Genomic DNA, 23,728 nt, shown 5'->3' on the forward strand with positions numbered 1-23,728 from the left:
CGCGAGGACCAACCCTAGCGGGAGCTGGGAGACAGCTGATCGCGGGCTGGGGGCGGGCAGGGCGCCGCCGCCGGCGGGTAACAGATGACAGATTTCAACTTTCAGCTTTCAGATTTCATCTTTCAACTTCTGTCATCTGTTACCTGTCAGCCGCCGGCCGTCAGCCGCAGCCCCGCCGTGAGCTCGCGCATGCAGCGGCCGCCGAGGTCCTGCGGGGAGCCCGGGCCGGTGACCGGGGCGTCGGAGGCGGCCCACTGCTCCAGCGCGACCCGGATCGCGGCCGTCGCCGCGGCGGCGGCCAGCCGGATCTCCAGCGGGTCGGCGCCGTCCGGGCAGCGGACGGCCAGGACGGTGCGCAGCCGCTCCTCCGAGCCGGCGTGGACGCGCTGCCAGGTGCCGTCGAGCCGGGGGTCGCGCAGCAGGCTGCGGGTCCAGTGCATCGCCTCGACGGCCGCGTCGTCGGCCGGGGTCAGCGAGGCGACGGCCGAGCGTTCCAGCGCCTCGCGCAGCGGGAGGTCCGCCGGGCTCTCGGCGAGCAGGTCGACCCACCGCTGCCCGCCCGCCGCGAGCAGCGGGGCGACGGCGTCCTCCTTGACCGAGAAGTACCGGTAGAAGGTGCGCAGCGAGATGCCGGCGGCGAGGGCGATCTCCTCGGCGGTGGTCTCCTCGACGCCCCGCTCGGCGAAGAGTGCGGCGGCGGTGCGGGCGATGTCGAGGCGGGTGGCCTCGCGGCGGCGCTGGTTCAGGGTGGGGCGTCCGGTCACGGGCTCAGCGTACGCGGCCCCCTGCCACTTCGGCGCGGCCTGCCGATATGGCACGGCGAGACTTATTGGCACAACGTGCCACATCGGCGTACCGTGTCCCTTCAGGTCGAGAGACCACGAACGGAACGGAGTACCACCATGGAGCGCTTCAGCGGACGGAACGTCCTGATCACCGGCGGCGGCTCGGGCATCGGCCAGGCCACCGTGCACCGGATCCTCGCCGAGGGCGGGAAGGTCGTCGCCGTCGACGTCAACGAGGACGGCCTGAAGAGGACCCTGGAGCGCGCGACCACGGACGGCACCGCGGACCGGCTCACCCTCCAGGTCCTGGACATCGCGGACGAGGCCGCCGTCGTCGCGGGCGTGGCCGAGGCGGTCGCGGGCCTGGGCGGGCTGGACGTCCTGGTCAACGCGGCCGGCATCCTGCGCTCCTCGCACACCCACGAGACCACCCTGGAGTTCTGGAACAAGCTCCTCGCGGTGAACCTGACCGGCACCTTCCTGATGACCCGCGAGGCGCTCCCCGCCCTGCTCGCGGGCGGCAAGGGCGTGGTGGTCAACTTCAGCTCCACCTCGGCGAGCTTCGCCCACCCCTACATGGCCGCCTACGCCGCGACCAAGGGCGGCATCCAGTCCTTCACCCACGCCATCGCCTCGGAGTACTCGAAGCAGGGCCTGCGCGCGGTCTGCGTCGCGCCGGGCAGCATCGACAGCGGCATGACGAACAACCCCGGCCTGCCCGCCGACGCCGACTTCAGCCTGCTGGCCAAGCTCTCCCCCGCCCTCGGCCAGGGCTTCGCGGGCCCGGAGACGGTGGCCGGCGTGATCGCCATGCTGGCGTCCGACGACGGCGCCTTCGTCACCGGCACCGAGCTCCGGATCGACGGCGGCACGCACATGTGACCCGCCGCCCGCCCCGGCAGGCAGCGGGGTCCGCGCCCTCCCCCGTGGGGCGCGGACCCCGCTGCGCCGCGTTCCGACCGGTTTCGGGCCGGGCTACGCAGGCCGGACCGTTCGGGCCCGGCTGTTCGGGCCGCACTGCTGAGACCGGGCTGCTCAGGCCGCACTGCTGAGACCGTGTTGCTCAGGCCGGGCTGCTCAGGCGCTTCGCGAAGCGGAGCTCGCCGGGCCCGTCCGCACCGGGCGGCTCGTCCAACGGGGCGAAGCCGTGGCGCCGGTAGAGGGCGATCGCGGGGGCGTTGCCGGGGAGGACGGCGAGGCGCAGCTCGGTGCCGCCGTCCGCGCGGGCCCAGCGCTCGACCTCCTCGATCAGGCGGTCCGCGACGCCCCGGCCGCGCGCCCGCGGGCCGACCCACAACGAGCGCAGCTCCCGTTCGCCGGGGCCGCCCGTCCCGGGCATGCCGCCGACCAGGCCGACCGGGGTGTCGGCGAGGAACGCCGCGACGCGGTGCGCGCCGGGGAGGTGGAGCCGGGCGCGCCAGCGCTGCGCGCCGCCGTCGTGCCAGTCCGCGAGACCCGCCTTGAAGGCGTGCGGCGCGTCGGTGAGGGCGGCGAGGCGCAGGTCCCGCCAGAGCGGCCAGTCGTCGGGAGTGAGGGCGCGGAGGGTCACCATGGCCGCCACCGTAGGGCTCCGGGCCGTCAGCCGGTTCGGGCGCGGGCGTGGCGGCGGCGCGGGGCGGGGTCGCGGCGGGCGTCCCGGTGGGCGGCGAGGGCGTTGCCCGCCGCCACGATCGCCCCGCCGACCAGCAGGAACGCCACCGCCATCAGGAAGCTGGCCCCGGCGACCCGCCGGTACCCGCCGTGCCGGGCGGGGTCGAGGAACGGGTACGGGTACCAGTCGACGGCGTGGCCGCGCAGCAGCGTGTACGTCAGGTAGAGCAGCGGGACGGCCAGCCAGCCGAGCACGACCGTCGGGCGCAGGCGCCGGGCGGGCGGGTCGATCAGCCAGTCGGCGAGCACGACGAGCGGCATCGCGCGGTGGACGACGTCGTTCACCCACGGGATCACCAGCAGCTCCGGGTACTTCGCCAGGACGGTGCCGTAGACCAGGCCGGTGATCGCGAGGTAGAGCACCGCCGCCCCGCGCACCGCGTCCGGGACGGGCGGACGGCCGGTGAGGCCGGCCCAGCCGCCGTAGCCCAGGACGGCCAGCCCGACGAAGTTGCTGAGGTTGGTGAAGTAGCTGAAGTAGTTCACCACCCCGGTGGGGTCGGTCGCCGCGTGGTAGCCGTTGATGCCGAGCGCGACGGCCAGGAAGACGGCGACGGCGAGCCGGGCGGGAGCGAGCCACGCGTGCATCGTCTCCTCCCCCTCTCTGGTGCCCCCGCTCTGGGGGCGTGGTCCGGCAGGGCTACTCGGATTGAAACCCGGGCGGGAGGAGTCGGCCACAGGAGCGGGGGCGGCGGCGCGGGCACCAGCGGGGGCAGCGGGGGCAGCGGGCGCCAACAGGGCGGCGGGCGCGGCGCTGAGCGGCTACGGCGTGCGCCAGTCGGCCGCGAGGGCGGCGGCCGGGTTGGCGGTGAGCAGCAGTTCGGGCAGCTCGGGGCCGAAGGTTCGGGCCAGGCGGGGGGCGAGGTCGGTGAGCAGTCGGGCCGGGCCGCCGGCCTGGCGGGCGGTGCGGGTGGTGGTGTCGGCGCCGAGGAGCAGCTGGCCGGCGTGGCCGGCGTCGACCAGGTCGGCGATGAGGTCGAAGGCCTGGTGGTCGGCGGGGTGGCCGGCCCGGGAAGGGCTGTCCAGTGCGAGATGGACGCCCTCGGCGGCGAGGCTGCGGTGCAGGGTCGGGTCGGGCAGGCGGGTGAGGTGGCCGAGGACGATCCGGTCGGTCGGGACGCCGTGCCGGCCGTGCAGTCGGTCCAGGATCTCGTGCGGGTCGCCGGCCGCTTCGAGGTGGACGGCGATCGGGGCGCCGGTGGCGTGGTGCGCCTCGGCGGCGGCCGCGTGCACCCGGCGGGTGTAGGCGGTGGTCGGGCCGGTGTCGGAGGCGATCTTGATCAGGCCGGCGCGGACGCCCCGGGGCGCGCCGGGCAGTCCGGTGGTCAGCTCGGCGACGAAGCGTTCGGCGAGGTCGGCGTGGCCCGCGACGGCGTCCCCGCCGTAGTGGACGGCCTGGTGGGCGCCGGTGGCGGCGACCAGCTGCACGCCCGTCGCCCGGGACAGCTCGGCCAGGGAGTCCGCGCCGCGGCCCATCCCGTACGGGGTCCATTGGACGAGGGTGCGGCCGCCGGCGGCGGCGAAGGCGCGCAGGACGTCCTCGGCGGCGGCCGGGTCGTCCAGTTCCTGGCCGGGGAGCAGCGGGCTGCGGATGAAGAGGTGGTCGTGGGAGTCGGTGACGCCGAGCTCGGCGGGGTCGAGGTCGCCGAGGACGGTGCGGACGGTGCGGCTCATGCGCGGGCCTGCTCGGGCTGGAGGGCGGACTCGGGGGCGGACTCGGGCGTGACCTCGGGCGCGGACGCGGACTCGGCGAGGGTGGCGGCGACGACCCGGAGGCCGGCCAGGGCCTTGGGGACGCCCACGTACGGGGCGAGGTGGACCACGACCTCGGTGATCTCCTCCGGCGTCAGCCCGATCCGCAGGCTGTTGCGGACGTGGTCGGCGAGCTGCGGCTCCACGCCGCCGAGGGCGGTGAGGGCGGCCAGGTTGGCCACCTGGCGTTCGCGCAGGCCGAGGCCGGGGCGCTGGTAGGTGCCACCGAAGAGGGCGGTGACGATCCAGTCGGGGAAGCCGGGGGCGATGGCGTCGAGGCCGCCGAGGGTGTCGACGGCGACCGGGCCGGCCAGGTCGGCGAGCAGGGCGTAGCCGGCCTCGCGGTCGAGCGGGGCGACGGCGAGGTCGGTGGGGATCAGCTGGTCGGGCATGGCGGTGGCGAAACCTTTCACCAGTGGCGGCCGGCGGGCAGCCGGTCGAGTTCGGGGCTGGACAGGTGCAGCACCTGGTAGCGGGTGCCGGGGGCGTCCTGCGGGGCCGGGCCGTGCCAGAGGGCGAACCGGAGCAGTTCCCAGCGGCTCGGGTCGACGGCGACGGCGGCGGTGTGCAGCGCGGGGTGGGCGGGCAGTTCGGCGAGCGCCCGTTCGACGGCCTCGGCGGGGTCGGCCGACTCCGGCAGCCGTACGGTCTCGAGGGTGGCGCCGGTCGGCGCCCCGGCCCGGGTGCCGTGGGCGACGCCCGCGCCGAGCCAGTGCCGGACGGCGGGGCGCCCGAAGTCGGCGCTCAGGCCGCGGAAGCCCGGGCCCCAGAGGAAGCCGTTCATGCCCTCGGGGGTGCGCCAGAGGTAGAACGGCGCGTACTGGTTGACCGGCGAGCCGTCCCGGCCGCGCTCGCGGATCAGGTACGCCTTGAGGCCGAGGCCGGGGTGGGCGTCCAGCAGGTGGCCCTTGTCGGCGACGCGCTTGCGGATGACGTCCATGTCGTAGTCGGCCGGGAGGGTGATCTCGTACTGCATGGCGTGCACGGCTGGGCTCTCCTCGGGGTCGTCGGGGTCCTCGGGTTCTGCCGGGTTCCTCCGGTGGCGGCCGGGCGCCGCCCGGGTGTCAGGCCGAACGGTGCGCGGCCAGCAGGCCGAGGGCGCCGCGCGTCGCCCGCTCGAACGGCCCGGCGTCGCCGGCCGCGCGGGCCAGGACGTAGCCGCCCTGGACGACGGCGACCACGGCGGCGGCGGTGTCCGCCGGGTCGAGGCCGGGGGCGAACTCGCCGGCGGCCTGGCCCTCGGCGACCAGGTCGGCGATCCGGCCGCGCAGCCAGTCGAAGGTCTCCTCGACCGGGGCGCGCAGCTGCGGGTCGGCGACGACGTCCGGGTCCTGCGCCATCCGGCCCATCCGGCAGCCGCGCAGCACGTCGCGGTCGCGGCGCAGGTAGGCGGCGATGCGGTCGTAGGCGGTGCCGGGGGCGGCGAGGTCGGCCTCGGCGATGCCCCGCATCTGCTCGGCGCTGCGGCGCAGGGCGGCGGCGGCGAGGTCGGGCTTGCCGGTGAAGTGGTGGTACATGCTGCCCTGGCCCACGCCGGAGCGCTGCTGGATGGCCTTGGGGCTGGTGCCGACGTAGCCGCGCTCCCAGAGGAGGTCCTGGGTGCTCTCGATGAGACGGTCCTGAGTGGTCACGAGGAACACTGTACATACCAGTAGGTACAGAGCGCCAGTGGTTTCGCGCGTTCCGGAACGCCGGAACGCCGGGAGGCGGGGAGTTGGGGAGTCGGGGACGACAGAGGGCCGTGCGCCGCCCCCCGGCGGCCACGGCCCCTCGACCGTTCGTCCTCCCCCGCCCGACCGGACGGCATTCCGCCGCGCGCCGGTGGCGCGCGTCACGTCACGGAAAGTCGCCGACATGACGCACCGTGAGGAGCGGGCCGCCGCCGCACCGGCCGTACACCGCACGGACATTGACGGCCGGGCCGCCCCTCCCCCGGCCCGCCCGGGGCCGGGACACAGCCGGCGGCCCGCACCACCCGAAGGGGACGAGGGGCCCGACACGCCGCGGCGGCTGGCAGGATGTCCGACATGAGCTACCTCGCCTCGGATGACCGCTACGCCTCGATGACCTACCGCAAGGCCGGCCGCAGCGGCGTGCGGCTGCCCGCCGTCTCGCTCGGGCTCTGGCACAACTTCGGCGACGCCCAACCCCTGGACGTGCAGCGCGCGGTGCTGCGCCGCGCCTTCGACCGGGGCGTCACCCACTTCGACCTGGCGAACAACTACGGCCCGCCGTACGGCAGCGCCGAGCGCAACTTCGGCTACCTGTACGCCCAGGACTTCCGGCCGTACCGCGACGAGCTGTTCATCGCCACCAAGGCCGGCTGGGACATGTGGCCCGGCCCGTACGGCGACGGCGGCAGCCGCAAGTACCTGCTCGCCAGCCTCGACCAGTCGCTGGGCCGGATGGGGCTCGACTACGTCGACGTCTTCTACTCCCACCGCTACGACCCGGAGACCCCCGTCGAGGAGACCATGGGGGCGCTGGACAGCGCGGTCAGGTCGGGCAAGGCGCTGTACGCCGCGATCTCCAACTACCCGGCGGAGCAGCACCGCGAGGCGGTGGCGATCCTGCGCGAACTGGGGACGCCGGCGCTGCTGAACCAGTCGGCCTACTCGATCCTCGACCGGCGGGTGGAGGACGGCGGCGTGCTGGACGCGGTGGGCGACACCCAGACCAGCCTGATCGCCTACTCCCCGCTCGCCCAGGGGCTGTTGACGGACCGTTACCTTTACGGCGAGGTGCCGGCGGGCTCGCGGATGTCGATCGGGAAGTTCCTGACCGAGGAGGCACTGACCGGGGAGAAGCTGGAGCGGCTGCGGGCGCTGAACAAGGTCGCCGAGGGGCGCGGGCAGACGCTGGCCCAGCTGGCGCTGTGCTGGGTGCTGCGGGATCCGCGCGTGGCCTCGGTGATCATCGGCGCGAGCAGCGTCGCCCAGCTGGACCAGAACCTCGACGCGCTGGCCGGCGGGCCGCTGACGGCGGAGGAGCTGGCCGAGATCGACCGACTGAGCCGCTGACAGGGCGCGAAGCCCGGTCGGTTGACAGCTGACGGCGAACAGCTGACAACAAACAGATTTCAGCGAACAGATAACAGATGTTGAAATCTGTTATCTGTTCGCTGTTTGTTGTTCGCTGTTCGCGGGTCGCCGCCGGCCGGGGAGCGCCAGCCGTCAGCCGGCCGGGGTGTACTTGTAGCCGACGCGACGGACCGTCACGATGCTGTCGCGGTAGGCCGGTCCGAGCTTGCGGCGCAGCCGGGCGACGTGCACGTCGACGGTGCGGCCGTCGCCCACGTGCCCGTACCCCCACACCGCGGTGACCAGGTGGTCCCGGGTGTGGACCCGCTGCGGGTGCTCGGTGAGGTGGGCCAGCAGCTCGAACTCCAGGTAGGTGAGGTCGAGCAGCCGCCCGTCGACGTAGGCGTTGCGCCGCTCGGTGTCGACGGTGACGCCGCGTCCGACCGGGCGGACCGGTCGGACGCCGGCCGGTGCGGGCGCCTCGGCGGGCGCCGGGGCGCCTGCCGCCGGGGTCTCGGCGGGCACCAGCACCAGGTACCCGACCATCGGCTGCCCGGCCGCGCCGGTGAACTGCGTGCCGTACTGGGCGAGCAGCCCCGGCGGCAGGGCGCCCTGCGGCAGGGCGGCGACGACCGTCGCGCCCTCCGGCAGTGCGGAGAGCAGCGCCTGCGGCGCGGCCGGCGGCAGCGCGGCGCCGACCGGGCGGGTCGACGGCACGGGGGCCGAAGTGCCGTGGGGCGGCAGGTGGTTGGGCGTGGTGACGACGGGGGGCAGGGAGCGGACCGCGCGCAGGTGCGGGGTCGCGGCGGGCAGGGGCAGGGTGGCCGTGGAGGACGAAGACATGGTGTGCCGCTCATTTCGCGCGTGACGGACGGGGTGGAGTCGTCTGCGCGTCGACCGGGTGTCCTGTCGGTCGCCGAACCGGGCCGTCCGGTGGACGGGGTTCAGCGGCCGCAGGGCCGGGACGCGCCGGGCGAGCCCGGACACGTCTGGTCGAACAGGTGCGGCTGCCGGGACGGCCAGAACGGTTCGAGGTCGGGGCGACCCCGGCGGCCGTCGACGGCGCGGCTCGCGCACCCGTTCCACCGGCCGGCGGGGCCGGCGCCGGGGGCAGGGGTCGTGCAGGCGTTGTTCACTGGTGCTCTCTCCGCGCGGCGGGGGCGTTTCGGGAGGCCGCGGACGTTCCGCGTGGGACGGGTCCGCCGCGGCCTGGTCGACGGGATCGAGGGTGCGTCAGACGGCGCGGCCGGGCGTGGGCCGGGGTGCCGGGGACGTACCGGAGGGGGCAGGTCCGGTCAGCGACAACAGGCGCTGCAGATCAGCGCGTGGTCGATGTAGCGGCGCACGGTGAGGGCCGGGACGGCGCGGGGGGACACGGCGGGACCGGGACGTCGGTCGACGGTCATCCTGCTGCCCTCCCCCTGGTCTCCGCGCGGTCGCGCCGCGGTCGTGTTCCCTCCCCCGGGCACGGCCGGGGGCGGCCTTCGTCCACAGAGCCTTCCACGGCCGGGGCGGTCCAGGCAACCTCTCGCGCACCGAACGTCCGGCATACGGACACCCGAATGAGACGGCCGGGGCGTGCCGGTCCCGGCGCGGCGGGCCGGGATCCGGCGAACTGGCCGGTCAGGCCCGGGCGGTGGCGGCGCGGTGACGGCCGGCGGCGGCGTGTTCGACGAGCGCGACCAGCACCTCCTTGCCGTCCTCGCGCAGCCGCGCGTCGCACAGCAGCACGGGGATGCCCGGGTCCAGGTCGAGGGCGTCCCGGACCTCCTCGACCTCGAACCGCTCGGCGCCGTCGAAGCAGTTGACCGCGACCACGAACGGGATGCCGCGCCGCTCGAAGAAGTCGACCGAGGGGAAGCAGTCGGCGAGCCGCCGGGTGTCCGCGAGCACCACCGCGCCGAGCGCGCCCCGCGCCAACTCGTCCCAGACGAACCAGAACCGGTCCTGCCCGGGCGTGCCGAAGAGGTAGAGCGCGAGGCCCGGCTGCAGGTCGATCCGGCCGAAGTCCATGGCCACGGTGGTGGTGCGCTTCGTCTCGACGCCCGAGGTGTCGTCCACCGGGCGGCCCTGCTCGCTCAGTTCCTCCTCGGTGCGCAGCGGCCGGATCTCGCTGACCGAGCCGACCAGGGTAGTCTTGCCCGCGCCGAAGCCGCCGGCGACCAGGATCTTCACGGCCGCGGCCGGACCGCCGCGCCAGCGCGGTTCGGCCGCGCCGCCGCGCGTGGCCGGGGTGTGGTCAGAGCGCACGGAGTCCATTGATCACGTCTCGCAGCAGGCGCTCGTCCGGCAGCTCGGCGAGCGGAACGGGTCGGGTGACGCTGATCAGGTCGGCGTCGTAGAGGTCGCCGAGCAGGACCCGCACCACGCTGACCGGAAGGTCGGTGAAGGAGCCCAACTCGGCGACGGACAGAGGCTCGTGGCGACACCAGGTGAGGATGGCCTGGTGTTCCGGGGTGAGGCCGTGCGCGGGCACGCCGCCGGAGTCCGGGCCGGGCCGGGCGGCGGTGATCAGCGAGATCAGGTCGAAGAGGCCCTCCTCGACCGGCCGGGTGCGGCCCCCGGTCATCGAGTAGAGCCGCACCACCGGGCCGGCCTCGTCGTCGAACCAGCGCTCCTCGGCCTGGGCGCGCGGACGGAACAGGTCGACCTCGGGCCCCTCGCCCGGGTCGGCCTGCTCCGCCCGCGCCGACTCCTGTGCGCCGGGCGGCAGTTCAGGGCCGCCCGGCACCTCGCGGCCGGCCGGCACCCCGGGGCCGTCCGTCGCGACCTTCGATTCCGCCATCGGTCGGTCTACCTCCCGGGCGGGGCGACTTCGGTGCGCGGCTCGGCGGCCATGTGCTCGCCGACCCGCTTGACCAGCAGGGCCATCTCGTAGGCGATCTGGCCGATGTCCGCCTCGGCCTCGCTCAGCACGGCCAGGCAACTGCCGTCGCCGGCCGCCGTGATGAACAGGAACGCCTCGTCCAGCTCGATCATGGTCTGGCGGACCCCGCCGACCTTGAAGTGCCCGCCGGCGCCCTTGGCGAGGCTGTGGAAGCCGGCCGCGACGGCGGCCAGGTGCTCGGCGTCCTCCCGGTCCAGGTCGCGGGAGGCGCCGGTGGCCAGGCCGTCGTTGGAGAGGATCACCGCGTGCCGAAGGGCCGCCACGCGCCCCACCAGGTCGTCCAGGAGCCAGTTGAGGTCCCCGGACGGCTGCGTCGAGATGGTCATGAATCGGTTCCTTCCGATGGAGCGGGTGATGCGGGTGGTGCCGATGGTGCCGATGGTGCGTTCGGTGCTGATGGTGCGTTCGGTGCCGATGGCGCCGGTGGTGCGGGTGCTTCCGGTCCTGCCGAGGTCGTGGGCGGCACGCGCGAGGCGGACCGCGGCGGTACGGCGGGCGCTCCCGGCGGGACCCGGCGGGCCAGCCGGGCCCCGCTGCCGTCCGCCGGGGCGGGCAGCGCCGCCGGGGCGGGCGCCGGGCCGATCGCTCGGCGGGCCGGGTCCGGCGGCAGCCAGCCGGGCCGGGCGCTCCCACGGTCGGCGGAGTCCGCCGGACCGTTCGGGGCGGACCCCGCGGACGGGGTACTCGAAGCGGACGGTGCGGAAGCCGTGGACGGCGCGGACGGCGCGGTGGCGCCGCGGCCGCGGGTGAAGCCGCGCTGGAAGGAGGCGAAGGTGGCCCGCGCCTCTTCGGGCGAGCGCTCGCGGGCGTCCCGGGCGTCCGCCGCGGCCCGCCCCTGCGGCCCGCCCCGGCCGCCGCCCGTGCGGAACCGTTCCTTCGCCTGTTCCTTCGCCTGCTCCTTGAGCTGCGGGGCCAGGTTCGCCTGCCGGACCCGCCGGGGCAGGCCGCCCTCCGTCCGCGACGCGGCACCGGCGGGCGCCGACATCACCGGCGTGACCTCGACCGGCCGGGTGGTGTCCGTGACCGGAGCCGCGGCCGCGGCGGTCCGGTCGGGCACCGCCTCCGGCCGCCGGTGCCGTCCGGTGGGCGACTCGCCGTCGCCGGACACGCCGCCCTCGGCCCCGGGCGCGGGCACCAGCACCGGCCCGCCCCGGCCCCGGGCGGCCCGGCGCGGCAGTCCGCCCGCCGTCCGTCCGGCCTCGGGCGCGGACGGCCGGGGGCCGCCGGCCACCCGGTGCCGCCCGCCCGAGGCGTCGGCGCCGCGGGCGCCCGCGGCCCGGTCCCCGTCCGCGCGTGCGGCGGCCCCGGCGCCGGTACCGGCGCCCACCCCCGCCCCGGCGGGCACGGCCACCAGCTCGCGCGCCCCGCGCCGCCCGGACACCCCGGACGCCCCGGACGCCCCGGACGCCCCGGCGGCCCCGCCGGACCCGGCCACCCCGGACCCGGCCGACCGCCCGGCCCCGGCCGACCCGCCGGACGCGGCCCCGGAAGGCTCCGGCATCCCGTCCGGCGCCTCCGCGAGCAGTTCCCGCGGAATGAGCACGACGGCCGTCGTCCCGCCGTACGGCGAGGGCCGCAGGTGGACCCGGACGCCGTGCCGCCGGGCGAGCCGGCTGACCACGAAGAGGCCCAGCCGGTCGGTGTCGGCGAGGTCGAACTCCTGCTCCACGGCGAGGCGTTCGTTGATCTCGGCGAGCAGCTGCTCGCTCAGCCCGAGCCCGCGGTCGTCGATCTCCAGCGCGAAGCCGTGCGCCACGACCTCGCCCTGGACGGTGACTTGGGTGCTCGGCGGGGAGAACACGGCGGCGTTCTCGACGAGTTCGGCGACCAGGTGGGTGATGTCGGCGACGGCGCTGCCGAGCAGCCCGGTGCCGGGGAACGGCCGGACGATCACCCGGGCGTAGTCCTCGACCTCGCCGACCGCCGCGCGCACCACGTCGACCATCCGGACGGGCTTGCGCCAGGCGCGCCCGGGCGAGCCGCCGGCCAGGATGATCAGGCCCTCGGCGTGGCGGCGCATGCGGGTGGTGAGGTGGTCGACCCTGAACAGGTCCTCCAGCTCGGCCGGGTCCTCGGTGCGGCGCTCCATGGTGTCGAGCAGGGTGAGCTGGCGGTGCAGCAGCACCTGGCTGCGGCGGGCCAGGTTGACGAACACGGCGGAGACGCCGCGGCGCAGTTCGGCCTGTTCGACGGCGGCCTGGACCGCCGTCCGCTGGACTTCGTTGAAGGCCTGGCCGACCTGCCCGATCTCGGCCTGCCCGAAGTGCAGTTCGGGCGCCTCGGCGGCCACGTCGACGGCCTCGCCGCGGCGCAGCCGGAGCATGACGGAGGGCAGCCGGGTGCTGGCGAGTTCGTTGGCGGCGTTGCGCAGGCCGATGAGTTCGCGGGCCAGGCCCCGGCCGATCCGGAAGGAGATCAGCACCGACAGCACGACGGCGACGAGGCCGACCGCCCCGGCGATGCCGGCGCGCAGCAGCGCGGAGACCGCGGCGGAGTGGCCGCGGTCGTCGAGGCCGGTGGCGATCCGGCCGTTGATCGCGGCCAGGTCGGCGAGGGAGCGGTCGGCGGTCTCGCGCCAGGTGCCGCCGGCGAGTGCCTGGGCGACCCGGTCGGGGCCGCCGGCGCCGACGAAGTCGGCTTCGGCGCGGGTGAGCGCGGACCAGGCGTCGCTGCCGCGCAGGGCGATGTAGTCGGACTGGTCGGCGGGGTCGAGCTCGGCGATGTAGACGGTGAACAGGGCCTGCTGGTTGTGCAGGGCGTCGAGGGCGACCTGGTACTGCTCGGCGGTGGGCCTGGCGGCCGCGGTGTGCAGGCCCTCCATCGCCGCGTCCTCCTGGGAGAGGTACTCGCGGGCGCGTTCGAGCTCGATCAGGATGGTGCCCTGGCGCGGGAGTTGGCCGCTCTGGCGGGCGACGTAGGCGGAGGCGAAGCCGAACACGGGCTTGACCAGGTCGCTGTACTGGCCGAGTGCGAACTCCCAGTTCAGCGCGGCGCGGCCGATCTGGGCGCGCAGCGGGCCGAGCTGGTCGGCGGCGGCGAGGACCTGCAGGTAGCGGCCGCGCTGGCTCGCGGAGAGCCGGCCGCCGGACTCGTCCTTCTTCTGCCGCAGCACGGCCAGGGCGCGGTCGGTGACGGCCCTGGCGTGTTCGAAGGCGTCCCGGGCGACGGGCGAGTTCGGGTCGGCGAGGCGCTGGACGGCGGTGCGGCGCTCGTCCTGGAGGGCGGCGGCGTACTGGTCGACCGGCGGGCCGAACTCCTTGTACGTACGGCTGATCTCCAGCTGGTTCCAGACGTCGCCGGTGGTGGCGAGGGTCGCGTACACCCACAGGGCGGTGAGCGCGACGATGGGCACCAGGAGCAGCGCGATGATCTTCGCGCGGATCGAGCTGCTGCGCAGACGCATGGAGTCCTCGGTCGGGAGTGTGCCAGGCGCGGGCTGGTCGGCGTGGGTCGTGCGTCGTCGGAGGGTGTCGTCGGAAGGCGTCGCCGGAAGGCGTCGTCGGAACGGGCCCGGCCGGGGTCCGGCCGCAGGTCTGCGCGACTCTACTACGCCCTGACCACTCGTTCGAGGGTCGAATTCCCCCGCCCCGTCCGCGCGGCCTCCGCACCCCTCCCGGCTTGCCCCGGACACGTCAGGAAAGGGCCGCGTCCGCCACCGATTCGCGCCCGGATCATCCGCCCACGCCCGATTTGCGACCCGGCTCGGCGCCACCACGGGCCTTCCCCTGATCTTCTCCGCGACGACACTTCCGGTGCGAATCGGTGCCGATCTCGTCGCGTCACCGTCACAACCCTGGGCAGTGACAGGGCGATCCGATAGTTTCGCTGCACCCGCGCCGCCGCCCCCGTGCCGGGGCAGCCGGGGCGGGCCACCAGTCGCGCGCCGCGACGGGCGGGCGGGCCGCGAGAGGCGAACGGGGAGGACTGTGCGCGAGTTCAGCACTCCCGCCCTGCCCGGGCCCCCGGCCACCGGAGGAGTCGCCGACTCCGTGTTCGACACCGCCGAGCGCACCCCCGAGCTGGTCCAGCTCTCCCGCCAGGGCCCGGACGGGCACTGGCACGACGTCACCGCCCGCCGCTTCCGGGACGAGGTGCTGGCACTCGCCAAGGGCCTGCTCACCCGCGGCGTGCGCTACGGCGACCGGGTCGCCCTGATGTCCCGCACCCGCTACGAGTGGACGCTCTTCGACTACGCGCTCTGGTCGATCGGCGCCGTCTCCGTGCCGATCTACCCGACCTCGGCGCCCGACCAGGTGCGCTGGATCCTCGCCGAGACCCAGGCGGTGGCCTGCCTGGTCGAGGACGAGGACGGCGCGATGACCGTCGGCGCCGTCTGCGACGCGCTGCCCGACCTGTCCGGCATCTGGCAGCTCGACCACGGCTGCGTCGCCGCGATCACCGAGGACGGCCACGGCGTCCCCGACTCCCTGGTGCACCGCCAGCGGCTCGGCGTCACCGCCGAGAACATCGCCACCGTCGTCTACACCTCCGGCACCACCGGCCGCCCCAAGGGCTGCCTGATCACCCACGGCAACCTCGCCGCCGAGGCCGACGCCATGCTCGGCGGCTGGCGCGACGTCCTGCACGACACCGGCGGCGAACAGCCCGCCACCCTGCTCTTCCTGCCACTGACCCACGTGTACGCGCGGGCCGTGCAGATCGCCTCGATCCGCGGCGGCCTGCGGATCGGCCACCTGCCGCAGGTGTCCACCGACGCGATGCTGCCCGCCCTGGCGGTCTTCCGGCCGACCTTCCTGCTCACCGTCCCGTACATCCTGGAGAAACTCCTCCAGCAGGCCCGGCAGGCCGCCGAGAACGCCGGGCGCGGCGAACTCTTCGAACAGGCCCGGCAGGTGGCCGTCGACTGGGCCACCGCCAAGGAGCAGAAGGCCTTCGGGCGCGGCCCCGGGCCCGGCGCGGGCCTGCGGCTGCGCCACATCGCCTACGACCGCGCCGTCTACCAGAAGCTGCGCGGCGTGCTCGGCGGCCGGATCCGCACCGTGCTGTGCGGCGGGTCCTCGCTGCGGCGCGAGCTGGCGCTGTTCTTCACCGGCGCCGGCCTGCAGCTGTACGAGGGGTACGGGCTGACCGAGACCTCGGGCGCGATGGTCGCCAACCCGGCCGGGCGGCAGAAGCTCGGCACCGTCGGGCAGCCGCTCGCGGACTGCACGGTGGCGCTGGCCGACGACGGCGAGGTGTGGCTGCGCGGCCCCACGGTCTTCGGCGGCTACCTCAACCACCCGCAGTGCACGGCCGACGCGCTGGTGGACGGCTGGTTCGCCACCGGCGACCTGGGCCGCCTCGACCAGGACGGCTACCTCAGCATCACCGGCCGCAAGAAGGACCTGATCGTCACCAGCAACGGCAAGAACCTCGCCCCGGCGGCGCTGGAGGAACGCGTCCAGGCGCACCCGCTGGTCTCCCAGTGCCTGGTGGTGGGCGACGACCGGCCGTACGTGGGCGCGCTGATCACGCTCGACCCGAGCGCGCTGGCGCACTGGCTCAAGTCGCACGGGCGGGAGCAGCTGGACACCTGGTCGGTGCTCGCGGACGAGCAGCTGCACGTGGAGATCCAGCGGGCGGTGGCGGCGGCGAACGCGGCGGTGTCCCGGGCCGAGTCGATCCGCGCGTTCCGGCTGCTGCCACGGGAGTTCAGTCAGGAGCAGGGGCTGCTGACGCCCTCGCTGAAGCTGCGGCGCGCGGCGATCACCAGGCACCACGCGCAGGACATCGAGGAACTGTACGCGCCCTGACGATTCGTCTGCGACCGCGTGGTGTACGGAGGTTGGATCGGCATCCGGCATCCCTGTCGGCGGCCGGCGGGGTGCGGGGCGGCAGTTCGCGGCGGTTCACCCGCCGTTCCCTTGACGGGCCGATTGGTCCAGTCCATTGTTTCTGTTCGGTCCGCGTGCGGGCGCACCACCCACCGCTCCCGCCCCTCCGGGAGCGCCCGGTTCCACGACTCTTTCACCCTCCCGCCCTCCCCACGGGCGGGTTCCCCCACCCGCAGGAGTCCTCACGTGTCCATGTCCACGCGCCTGTCCGCGCTGGCCGCCTCCGTCACCCTGCTCACCGGACTGACCGGCCTCACCGCCCCGGCGGCCTCCGCCGACCAGCCGCCCGCGTCCGCACCCGCACCCGCCGGCGGCCCGGTCGTCAACCTGGCCACCAACCCGGGCTTCGAACTGCCCGCACCGAACCTGGCCGACTGGGGCAGCATCCCGGGCTGGACCTGCACCGGCGGCCCCGCCGAGGCCGCCGTCACCACCGCCGCCCCGCACACCGGCACCTCCGCCCTCACCGTCACCCCGGCCGGCGCCGACTCCACCGGCGAGTGCGCGCAGACCGTCGCCGTCCAGCCGAACACCACCTACACCGCCTCGGCCTGGGTGCGCGGCAGCTTCGTCCACCTCGGCGCCACCGGCACCGGCAACGACGTCGCCCCCGCCTGGACGGAGACCACCGGCGGCGGCTGGCAGCAGCTCACCACCCGCTTCACCACCGGCCCGAACGCCCGCAGCATCCGGCTGTACGTCCACGGCTGGTACCAGCAGGGCCCGTTCTCCGTCGACGACGTCCACGTCGACGGCCCCGCGCCCGCCCCCGCCGTCCAGGCCGGCAGCGTGCCGACGACCGACAAGGTCGTCTTCTTCACCGTCGACGACGGCTGGCAGCGCACCCCCGAGGCGGAGAAGTTCATCGCCGACCACCACCTGCCGATCACCGCGTTCCCGCTGCCGATGCCGGCCGGCACCGACCCGGGCTTCTTCCAGCGCGTCACCGCCGTGCCCGGCTCCTCCGTCCAGGACCACAGCGTCTCGCACGCCGACCTCAGCAAGCTGCCGCTCGCACAGCAGCAGGTCGAGATCTGCGACGCCCGCGACGCGATGACCCGCCTCTTCGGTACCGCCCCCGTGCTGTTCCGCCCGCCGTCCTTCGCCTGGAACGCCGACACCCTGCAGGCCGCCGCCAACTGCGGCATCCGGACCGTGCTCACCGCCGACGCCGACTTCAGCTGGGGCGCCGCCAACATCTGGCACCCGGGCCCGCTGCAGCCCGGCGACGTGGTGCTGATGCACTGGAGCGACACCCTCGCCACCGACCTCCAGCGCGCCCTCGCCGCCGCCGACGCGGCCGGGCTCAAGCCTGCCGGGGTCGTCGACTACCTGCACTGACACCGCCGTCCGGGCCGGCCGGGTTCTCCGGGGCGGCCGGGCCGGGGAGCGCTCCGCGGTGATCCACCGCGTTGACAGAGCGCCCCCGGCCCGGCTTTCATGGGCGCGTGCAGCGCGGCGTCGGCCACAGAGCAGTGGGCCGGCCGGCGGCCGAGCGAGCACCCGAGAACGCCAAGGGACGATGCGCGATGAGTACCTTCTCCGCTGCCCTGATCTGACCCCGGCGGCCACCGCGGTGCCCGCCCGTCCATCCGTACGTACGCGCTGCCCGCGTGTGGCCGCGACTCCCCGAACCCTTCCGGAGACTCCACCACACACGCATGCCCATGCCCTCCCCTTCTCGCGGTCCCGCCGCGTCCTCCGACTCCGTCAGCTCCTCCAACTCCTCCAACTCCTTCGACTCCTTCGACTCCTTCAACCTGAGCGTCATCGAGGAGTTCCGCGCCAACGGCGGGCGGGTCGGCGGCCCGTTCGCGGGCGGGAACCTGCTGCTCCTCACCACCACCGGTGCCCGCAGCGGGCGGCCGCACACCGTGCCGCTCGGCTACGTCCGCGCCGAAGGACTGCTGCTCGTCGTCGCCTCGGCGGCCGGGGCGCCCGAGCACCCGCAGTGGTACCGCAACCTGCTGGCCCACCCGGTGGTCCGGGTCGAACTCGGCACCGAGGCCTTCGACGTCGTCTCCGTACCGGCCGAAGGCGCCCGCCGGGAGCGCCTGTTCGCCGCCGTCGTCCGGCAGGCGCCGGGGTACGGCGACTACCAGGCGCTGACCGAGCGCCGCCTGCCGGTCGTCGTCCTGGAGCAGCCCGAGACGCCCCCGTCGCCCGGGCGGCCGGCGGCACCCGCGGTGCCGACCCTCGCCGACCGGCTGCTGGAAGCGCACACCTGGCTGCGCGCCCAGCTGCGTCACGTCCGCGCCGAGGCCCGGGCCCTCGAACCGGGCCGCCCGGCCGGCCTCGGGTTCCAACTCCGGCAGCACTGCCTGGCGTTCTGCCAGGGGCTCGCCCATCACCACACCGGCGAGGACGCCGCCGTGTTCCCCGCCCTCGCCCGCAGCCATCCGGAGCTGGCCGGCACGCTGGCACGGCTCGGCGAGCAGCATCGCGCCATCGGCCGGATCAAGGAGGAGCTGACCGCGCTGCTGGCCGAGGCCGAGCGCGCCGATCCTGACCGGCTGCGGGCCGACCTCGACCGGATGTCGGCCGACCTGGAGGCACACCTCGACTACGAGGAGGCGGCGCTGCTGCCCGCGCTCGCCGCCATCCCCTTCCCACCGGTGCGGTCCGCCCCGGACGGACGGTGACACGGCGGTGCCGCCGCCCCCTCCCCGGCTCGGGAGGGGGCGGCGGCACCGTGGTCACGCTTCGATCACCGGCTTGCCGTATGGCATCGCCTCGGGCACCGGCTCAGGGCATCGCCTCCGGCACCGGCTCAGGCACCGGCTCAGGCATCGCGTCAGGACTGGCTGAAGACCGGCAGGTAGCCGTAGGCCTGGCCGTCCGCGTTCGGGTGGTAGCTCTCGTCGACCGGCCAGGTGGTGCTGTGCAGCCAGGTGGACGAGGACCCGCAGATCTCGTGCCCGGCGAAGATGCCGCGCACGTCGCCGAAGGTGAACCCGGCGTTGGCGACCCGCTTGGCGATGACGGTGTCCAGCGTGTCGGCGGCCTCGTTGATGGCGGCACGCTTGGTGTCGCCGATGCCGAACAGGCAGGACCCGTTGATCTGGTACAGGTGCGGGTAGCCGAGCACCACGACGTGGGCGTTCGGCGCCTTGGACCGGATCGCGGAGTACACCTGGTCGAGCTGGCCGGGCAGGGTGTTCTCGGCGTAGCTCTCGGCGGCGCTGACGGCGTTCAGGCAGTCGCTGTCACTGCTCAGCACGCAGGTCTGCATGGTGCTGGAGAACCCGGCGTCGTTGCCGCCGATCGTGAGGCTGACCAGCGTGGTGCCGGAGTTCAGGGCGGAGAGCTGGTTGTTGAGGACGTCCCCGGTTCTGGCGCCCGAACAGGCGACGAACGAGAAGGAGGACGGCGCGTTCGCGTTCTTCCAGAGGTAGGCGTAGGCGTTGGTGCTGCGCTTGCAGCTACCGCTGTCGCTCAGGTAGCTGCCGGCGCCGACGCCGGCCGAGTACGAGTCCCCGAGGGCCACGTAGTTGGCACCGGCCGCACCGGCGGACGACGCGGCGAAGAACGTCGTCAGCGTGAGGAGAGCGGAGACAGCGGCGACGGACAGGGCACGAACAGGGCGGAGCATTGCACCTCCTGGGGTGGCGGGAGTCGCGGAACGGGTGCCGGGCGGGGGCCCGGCACGCACGACCCGGGCAGGAGCGGGAGCCTGGGCCGAGGATTCGGGGGGCCGGAGCTGGAGCCGGAGGACTCGGCGGGGCCGGTCGGCTCAGCGGGGCCGGGACGACCGGGCGGCGTCGGGGCCGAACGTCAGGAAGCGGGCGTTCGGGGCCGGACGTCGGGACCGGGCGGGCGTCGGAGCCGGGTATCAGGACCGGGCGGGCGTCAGGACCGGCTGAAGACCGGCAGGTAACCGCCGGACTGGCCCGCGGCCTTCGGGTGGTAGCTCTCGTCGACCGGCAGCGTGGTGCTGTGCAGCCAGGCCGTCGACGAGCCGCAGATCTCGTGCCCGGCGAAGATGCCGCGCACGTCGCCGAAGGCGAACCCGTGGTCGGCGGCCCGCTTGGCGATGACCTCGTCCAGCGTGTCGGCGGCCTTGTCGATGGCGGCGCGCTTGGTGTCACCGATGCCGAATATGCAGGAGCCGCCGACCTTGTAGAGGTGCGGGTAGCCGAGCACGACGACATGGGCCCGCGGGGCCTTGGCGTGGATCGCGTCGTACACCCGGTCCAACTGGCCGGGGAGGGTGTTGCGGGCGTAGTTCTCGCCGGAGTTGACGGCGTTGAGGCAGTCGCTGTCGCTGCTCAGCACGCAGGTCTTCATGGTGTCGCCGAAGCCCGCGTCGTTGCCGCCGATGGTGATGCTGACCAGCGTGGTGCTGGAACTCAGGGCGGAGATCTGGTTGTTGAGGACGTCCCCGGTTCTCGCGCCCGAGCAGGCGACGAATCTGAACGAGGACGGCGCGTGCGCGTTCTTCCAGAGGTAGGCGTAGGCGTTGGTGCTGCGCTTGCAGCTACCGCTGTCGCTCAGGTAGCTGCCGGCGCCGACACCGGCCGAGTACGAGTCCCCGAGCGCCACGTAGTTGGCACCGGCCGCACTCGCCGACGATGCGGCGAAGAACGTCGTCATGGCGAGGGAGGCCGCTATGGCGGCGACGGGCAGAACGCGAGCTGGGCGGAGCATGACACCTCCTTGGCGTGACACGGGTCACAGAAGTGATAGCAGGAGGTGGGTGGCTCGGGAAGCGGTCATGCCAAGGATATTGACGGACCGTCTGACAGCGGAGAGGTGAACCCGCGACCACGGGGCGCACATCCCGGCAGCTCAACGCGGGTGTACGCCGACGCGCATCGGTCATCGCGCGTAGAAAGGTTTCTGTGGAGATGTCAGCACAAGGTCAGCCGAAGGCCAACACGTGGCCAGCCTCCGGTCAGCGAACGGACAGGCGGCCCGGCGCGGCGCGGCGACCGGTGGTGCGGCGCAGCGATCGGCGGTGTGGCGTCCGGCGGCGCGGCGCGGCGACCGGTGGACGTCGCCCGGCCTACGGGTGCTCGACGCCGGGGAAGACCTCGCAGCCCTCCACCGGCAGTTCCTCGATCGCCTCGTTCGCGGCCGCGGGCACGCCGAGCCGCTGGACGGCCGTGGCCACCGCCGCCCGCGCCTGGCGCAGCCCGGCCTCGCCCCAACCCAACAGCTCGACCGCCAGCCCGGGTGCGACCAGCAGCCGCCGGTAGTGCCGGCCCGAGGCCGGATCGGCCACGCTCGGCCCGACCGCCCGCAGGGCGGCCGTCATCCGGACCCGCGCGCACTCGTGCCCGCCGTTCGCCGAGCCGACCCGGTCGTAGAGGTAGCCGAGGTAGTACGGCCGGCCGATCGCGGCCTGCGCCTCCTCGCCCGCCTCCCGGACCAGCGCGGCGCCCGGGTCGCCGTCGTCCTCCGGCTCCAGTGAGCCGCCCGGCAGCGAGCAGATCCCGTCCCTGGGGTTGACCAGGGTCAGCACCCGCCCGTCCGGCGCGAACAGCCACCCCCAGGACTGCTTCACCGGCAGCCCGTCCGGCACCTGCTCGCCCGGCCTCCACGGCCAGCCCGCCGTAGGACGCCGGCGCACCCTGCCGAGCAGTTCGGCGACCTCCGCGCTGTACTCGATCCGGCTCATGCGCCCGCTCCTCCCGCGGCCGCCCGACCGGGAGCCTCCCACCGCCCGGCGGGGGCACCCACCCACGCGGGCGCCACGGGGAGGAGACGGCTCCGCTCGTTCATGCGTCCCCCTCTCGGTGTCGGGCTCGCCGCACCGGCGGCGCGAGGGGTCGACCTGCGGGGCACGGCACGGAGCGGAGCGGCCGGAGCGGCGGCGTGGGGCACCGCGCGCTCCTGCTGTTGATCTTCTCCGAATCTTCCCCGAACAGGCGGTCGATGAACAGTCCCCAGCGCCGCATGGCGGACGCGGCGGACGCGGCGGGCCCGCGCACCTCGGGCACGGTGGATCAGCCCAGCGGCCCACCCCCCTTCCGCGGTCCGGGGAATCCCGGCCGCGAGGGCCCGGACGACGGCCGCCCCGAGGGCGGTGGTGCGGACGGCGGCGGCCCGGACGACGAGGGCCCCGCGGGCGGCACGTCCGGCAGCGGGAACCCCGGCCGCGGCATCACCCCGGGCGGGAACGGCAGCCCGCGCTCGGCGTCGTCCGCGAGCTCGTCGAACACCTCGTGCACCGTCATCGGCCGCAGCCGCCCGCCGGCCAGCGCCCAGCCGCGCACCACCGGCCCGGTCTCCGGGTCGCCGTGCAGCAGCACCGCGCCCGCTCCGCCCGCGGCCACGCCCGCCGCCAGCGTGACGCAGAACGCCTCGGTGTCCCGCCCGGCGGGGCGCAGGCTCCCCGCCTCGACGCAGACGTCCGCCGCCGACGTCAGCTCCTCGCCGTCCTCCGGCCCGTGGCACCGGAGGGTCAGCAGGTGGCAGCCCTCCCCCGCGCCCTCGGCCAGCGCCAGGTACGCCGAGGTCACGTACCGCATCACCGACGTGAGCCGGCGCTGCCCGGCCGGGTCGTCTCCGACCGCGTCCAGCAGGGCCGCGCAGGCCACCGACATCCGCACCCTCGCCCGGTGGTCGTCCAGCAGCACCGGCGCCAGGTCGGCCAGCCGCTCCCCCGTGTAGACGAACGGCTCCCCGGCCAGCTCCGGATCGCCCGCGTACGCGACCCGGGCGGCCGGCGTCCGGGGATCGAGGCCGAGCGCGTCGCAGTAGTCCTCGAAGTCCCCCGCCTCGAAGACCCTCAGGTGCACCTCCACGCCCTGCCCGTGCAGGGCGCGCAGCTGCTCCTCCGACCGGCGCAGGTACTCCTGGTGCCGCAGCGCGCCGAACAGCCCGTACCTCGCCAGCCCGGCGAAGTCCGCGGCCTCGACCGCCAGCGCGACCGCCACCGGCTGCGGCGGCGGAGCACCCCGCGCCCGCCCGTCGCGCCGCCCCCGCGCACCGGAGCCGCCCGCACACCCACCCGGCGGCGCACCGCCCGCCGGCACGCCTCCGGCCCCGCCCGGCCGCGGCCCGCCGACCCCCGCCCCGGCCCCGCGCCCGGCGAGCAGCACCCACCGGCCCGCCCGCGGCCTCCCGCCCCGCACCACCGCGGCGCCCAGCGCCCCGGAGACCTCGCCCCACAGCTCCCGTACGGTCATGGTTCCTCCCAGCTCACTCGAACAGCACTGACATCTCCGGCCGCCCCGCCCCACAGAGCCGCCGACGTCGAGGAACATACACAGAGCCACTGACAATCCACCCCGAGTAATCGAACAGGCGCGGTGCAGCGGGCCGCGGGCGGGCGGGCGGGGCGCGGTGCCGGAGACCGGAGGCGCCCGGCCGTCGCGCGCGAGGAGGACGCGTCGGGATGCCGCGCAGCGCCGCACGGAGCGCTCCGACGAACGGCCCGGGTCCGGCGTGCGGAAGCACGGCGCGCCATCCGGCACACCGGGGCACGGGGAGCGGAACCGAGCGGGGCACCCGGCGGTGGCCGTGGCGGGATCGGACATCGCAGCGCGCCGAGCGGACCGCCCCTCCTCCGCGCGGCCCCGGCCGGGCGCATGGAGGTGCGGTTCACCGGGCTCGCCGCCCGAGACCGCCGCGCCTCGCGGGCGGCACGAAAGCCCCGTGCGCCGTCCGGGACGCCGAGGCCGGCGTCCCGGACGGTTCGCGCAGGCGAGAGCGACGCTTGGCATGGGCGCCGAAACGGGCTCCGAAGCGCGGCCGAGCGGCGCCGCGGCACGCCGGGCGGCACATCAGCCCGAGCCTCGGCAGCTCACGCAGAGGCGCGACGTGCGGAGCGGGCACCACAACCGGGCAACCCGG

General features: G+C 75.1%; 21 protein-coding genes. 5 read left to right on the plus strand and 16 right to left on the minus strand.

Annotated elements, in window-relative coordinates:
* Positions 1-146 precede the first annotated feature (146 nt).
* Positions 147-764, minus strand: coding sequence for a TetR family transcriptional regulator (locus AB2U05_RS05560; RefSeq protein WP_369182571.1), 618 nt, complete (start codon positions 762-764; stop codon positions 147-149).
* A 138-nt stretch (positions 765-902) separates the two neighbouring features.
* Here AB2U05_RS05560 and AB2U05_RS05565 point away from each other — a divergent pair, with 138 nt between their 5' ends.
* Positions 903-1,667 carry an SDR family NAD(P)-dependent oxidoreductase gene (locus AB2U05_RS05565; RefSeq protein WP_045701477.1) on the plus strand — a complete coding sequence of 255 codons (765 nt, stop codon included), beginning with the start codon at positions 903-905 and terminating at the stop codon, positions 1,665-1,667.
* Between the two features lie 181 nt (positions 1,668-1,848).
* On the opposite strand, the gene AB2U05_RS05570 is transcribed toward AB2U05_RS05565, so the two are convergent.
* The 6 genes from AB2U05_RS05570 to AB2U05_RS05595 all read right to left on the minus strand — a co-directional run bounded on the left by AB2U05_RS05570 (position 1,849) and on the right by AB2U05_RS05595 (position 5,818).
* Positions 1,849-2,337 (minus strand): GNAT family N-acetyltransferase, encoded by a 489-nt coding sequence (locus AB2U05_RS05570; protein ID WP_369182572.1) that lies wholly within the window; start codon positions 2,335-2,337, stop codon positions 1,849-1,851.
* A 26-nt stretch (positions 2,338-2,363) separates the two neighbouring features.
* A complete protein-coding gene (locus AB2U05_RS05575) occupies positions 2,364-3,023 on the minus strand; it encodes a Pr6Pr family membrane protein (RefSeq protein WP_369182573.1) in 660 nt (219 codons plus the stop codon).
* 174 nt (positions 3,024-3,197) lie between these two features.
* Positions 3,198-4,109, minus strand: a complete 912-nt coding sequence (locus AB2U05_RS05580) for a phosphotriesterase (protein WP_369182574.1) — start codon at positions 4,107-4,109, stop codon at positions 3,198-3,200.
* The gene (locus AB2U05_RS05585) at positions 4,106-4,579 is read right to left on the minus strand and encodes a carboxymuconolactone decarboxylase family protein (RefSeq protein WP_369182575.1); all 474 of its coding nucleotides are present in this window, start codon (positions 4,577-4,579) and stop codon (positions 4,106-4,108) included. The genes AB2U05_RS05580 and AB2U05_RS05585 overlap by 4 nt, the downstream gene beginning before the upstream one ends.
* 17 nt (positions 4,580-4,596) lie before the next feature.
* Positions 4,597-5,172, minus strand: coding sequence for a DUF4865 family protein (locus tag AB2U05_RS05590; RefSeq protein WP_369182576.1), 576 nt, complete (start codon positions 5,170-5,172; stop codon positions 4,597-4,599).
* Positions 5,173-5,251: 79 nt separating this feature from the next.
* Entirely contained in the window at positions 5,252-5,818 is a 567-nt protein-coding gene (locus tag AB2U05_RS05595; RefSeq protein WP_045701542.1) for a TetR/AcrR family transcriptional regulator, read from the minus strand.
* 396 nt (positions 5,819-6,214) lie between these two features.
* Here AB2U05_RS05595 and AB2U05_RS05600 point away from each other — a divergent pair, with 396 nt between their 5' ends.
* Positions 6,215-7,207, plus strand: a complete 993-nt coding sequence (locus AB2U05_RS05600) for an aldo/keto reductase (protein WP_369182577.1) — start codon at positions 6,215-6,217, stop codon at positions 7,205-7,207.
* Positions 7,208-7,360: 153 nt separating this feature from the next.
* On the opposite strand, the gene AB2U05_RS05605 is transcribed toward AB2U05_RS05600, so the two are convergent.
* The 5 genes from AB2U05_RS05605 to AB2U05_RS05625 form a co-directional block, all read right to left on the minus strand.
* Positions 7,361-8,050, minus strand: coding sequence for a winged helix-turn-helix domain-containing protein (locus tag AB2U05_RS05605; protein ID WP_045701467.1), 690 nt, complete (start codon positions 8,048-8,050; stop codon positions 7,361-7,363).
* A gap of 780 nt (positions 8,051-8,830) precedes the next feature.
* The gene (locus AB2U05_RS05610) at positions 8,831-9,466 is read right to left on the minus strand and encodes an ATP/GTP-binding protein (protein ID WP_369182578.1); all 636 of its coding nucleotides are present in this window, start codon (positions 9,464-9,466) and stop codon (positions 8,831-8,833) included.
* Complete coding sequence (locus AB2U05_RS05615; protein WP_369182579.1) at positions 9,447-9,992, minus strand: DUF742 domain-containing protein; 546 nt, start codon at positions 9,990-9,992, stop codon at positions 9,447-9,449. The genes AB2U05_RS05610 and AB2U05_RS05615 overlap by 20 nt, the downstream gene beginning before the upstream one ends.
* Before the next feature lie 8 nt (positions 9,993-10,000).
* Positions 10,001-10,420, minus strand: coding sequence for a roadblock/LC7 domain-containing protein (locus AB2U05_RS05620; RefSeq protein ID WP_045701463.1), 420 nt, complete (start codon positions 10,418-10,420; stop codon positions 10,001-10,003).
* Positions 10,417-13,497: a nitrate- and nitrite sensing domain-containing protein gene (locus tag AB2U05_RS05625; RefSeq protein ID WP_369182580.1), complete on the minus strand. Its 3,081-nt coding sequence runs from the start codon at positions 13,495-13,497 to the stop codon at positions 10,417-10,419. Before AB2U05_RS05625 ends, AB2U05_RS05620 begins: the two co-directional genes overlap by 4 nt.
* A 523-nt stretch (positions 13,498-14,020) precedes the next feature.
* Between AB2U05_RS05625 and AB2U05_RS05630 the strand changes: the two genes are divergently transcribed.
* The 3 genes from AB2U05_RS05630 to AB2U05_RS05640 all read left to right on the plus strand — a co-directional run bounded on the left by AB2U05_RS05630 (position 14,021) and on the right by AB2U05_RS05640 (position 18,570).
* Positions 14,021-15,847, plus strand: a complete 1,827-nt coding sequence (locus AB2U05_RS05630; RefSeq protein ID WP_369182581.1) for a long-chain fatty acid--CoA ligase — start codon at positions 14,021-14,023, stop codon at positions 15,845-15,847.
* A gap of 273 nt (positions 15,848-16,120) precedes the next feature.
* Positions 16,121-17,269 carry a polysaccharide deacetylase family protein gene (locus tag AB2U05_RS05635; protein WP_052706903.1) on the plus strand — a complete coding sequence of 383 codons (1,149 nt, stop codon included), beginning with the start codon at positions 16,121-16,123 and terminating at the stop codon, positions 17,267-17,269.
* 326 nt (positions 17,270-17,595) lie between these two features.
* Complete coding sequence (locus AB2U05_RS05640) at positions 17,596-18,570, plus strand: nitroreductase/quinone reductase family protein (RefSeq protein ID WP_369182582.1); 975 nt, start codon at positions 17,596-17,598, stop codon at positions 18,568-18,570.
* Positions 18,571-18,722: 152 nt separating this feature from the next.
* Here the strand turns inward: AB2U05_RS05640 and AB2U05_RS05645 are convergent, their stop codons facing one another.
* From AB2U05_RS05645 to AB2U05_RS05660, 4 genes are all read right to left on the minus strand, one after another.
* Positions 18,723-19,520, minus strand: coding sequence for an SGNH/GDSL hydrolase family protein (locus AB2U05_RS05645; RefSeq protein ID WP_045705299.1), 798 nt, complete (start codon positions 19,518-19,520; stop codon positions 18,723-18,725).
* Between the two features lie 257 nt (positions 19,521-19,777).
* On the minus strand, positions 19,778-20,521 hold the full coding sequence (locus tag AB2U05_RS05650; protein ID WP_045705336.1) for an SGNH/GDSL hydrolase family protein: 744 nt from the start codon (positions 20,519-20,521) through the stop codon (positions 19,778-19,780).
* Positions 20,522-20,933: 412 nt separating this feature from the next.
* Positions 20,934-21,548, minus strand: a complete 615-nt coding sequence (locus tag AB2U05_RS05655) for an NUDIX hydrolase (RefSeq protein WP_063889790.1) — start codon at positions 21,546-21,548, stop codon at positions 20,934-20,936.
* A gap of 328 nt (positions 21,549-21,876) precedes the next feature.
* Positions 21,877-23,061, minus strand: a complete 1,185-nt coding sequence (locus AB2U05_RS05660; protein ID WP_369182583.1) for a hypothetical protein — start codon at positions 23,059-23,061, stop codon at positions 21,877-21,879.
* Positions 23,062-23,728 lie beyond the last annotated feature (667 nt).

Source organism: Streptomyces sp. Y1 (assembly GCF_041053115.1).
Classification (GTDB): Bacteria; Actinomycetota; Actinomycetes; order Streptomycetales; family Streptomycetaceae; genus Kitasatospora; species Kitasatospora rubellomurina.

What these genes read in the sequence shown, in the direction of transcription:
- AB2U05_RS05610 (WP_369182578.1), bottom strand. Translation starts at nt 9,466, where the DNA reads ATGGACTCCGTGCGCTCTGACCACACCCCGGCCACGCGCGGCGGCGCG.
- AB2U05_RS05650 (WP_045705336.1), bottom strand. Translation starts at nt 20,521, where the DNA reads ATGACGACGTTCTTCGCCGCATCGTCGGCGAGTGCGGCCGGTGCCAAC.
- AB2U05_RS05585 (WP_369182575.1), bottom strand. Translation starts at nt 4,579, where the DNA reads ATGCCCGACCAGCTGATCCCCACCGACCTCGCCGTCGCCCCGCTCGAC.
- AB2U05_RS05620 (WP_045701463.1), bottom strand. Translation starts at nt 10,420, where the DNA reads ATGACCATCTCGACGCAGCCGTCCGGGGACCTCAACTGGCTCCTGGAC.
- AB2U05_RS05645 (WP_045705299.1), bottom strand. Translation starts at nt 19,520, where the DNA reads ATGCTCCGCCCTGTTCGTGCCCTGTCCGTCGCCGCTGTCTCCGCTCTC.
- AB2U05_RS05570 (WP_369182572.1), bottom strand. Translation starts at nt 2,337, where the DNA reads ATGGTGACCCTCCGCGCCCTCACTCCCGACGACTGGCCGCTCTGGCGG.
- AB2U05_RS05640 (WP_369182582.1), top strand. Translation starts at nt 17,596, where the DNA reads ATGCCCTCCCCTTCTCGCGGTCCCGCCGCGTCCTCCGACTCCGTCAGC.
- AB2U05_RS05565 (WP_045701477.1), top strand. Translation starts at nt 903, where the DNA reads ATGGAGCGCTTCAGCGGACGGAACGTCCTGATCACCGGCGGCGGCTCG.
- AB2U05_RS05580 (WP_369182574.1), bottom strand. Translation starts at nt 4,109, where the DNA reads ATGAGCCGCACCGTCCGCACCGTCCTCGGCGACCTCGACCCCGCCGAG.
- AB2U05_RS05600 (WP_369182577.1), top strand. Translation starts at nt 6,215, where the DNA reads ATGAGCTACCTCGCCTCGGATGACCGCTACGCCTCGATGACCTACCGC.
- AB2U05_RS05655 (WP_063889790.1), bottom strand. Translation starts at nt 21,548, where the DNA reads ATGAGCCGGATCGAGTACAGCGCGGAGGTCGCCGAACTGCTCGGCAGG.
- AB2U05_RS05660 (WP_369182583.1), bottom strand. Translation starts at nt 23,061, where the DNA reads ATGACCGTACGGGAGCTGTGGGGCGAGGTCTCCGGGGCGCTGGGCGCC.
- AB2U05_RS05635 (WP_052706903.1), top strand. Translation starts at nt 16,121, where the DNA reads ATGTCCACGCGCCTGTCCGCGCTGGCCGCCTCCGTCACCCTGCTCACC.
- AB2U05_RS05615 (WP_369182579.1), bottom strand. Translation starts at nt 9,992, where the DNA reads ATGGCGGAATCGAAGGTCGCGACGGACGGCCCCGGGGTGCCGGCCGGC.
- AB2U05_RS05575 (WP_369182573.1), bottom strand. Translation starts at nt 3,023, where the DNA reads ATGCACGCGTGGCTCGCTCCCGCCCGGCTCGCCGTCGCCGTCTTCCTG.
- AB2U05_RS05625 (WP_369182580.1), bottom strand. Translation starts at nt 13,497, where the DNA reads ATGCGTCTGCGCAGCAGCTCGATCCGCGCGAAGATCATCGCGCTGCTC.
- AB2U05_RS05605 (WP_045701467.1), bottom strand. Translation starts at nt 8,050, where the DNA reads ATGTCTTCGTCCTCCACGGCCACCCTGCCCCTGCCCGCCGCGACCCCG.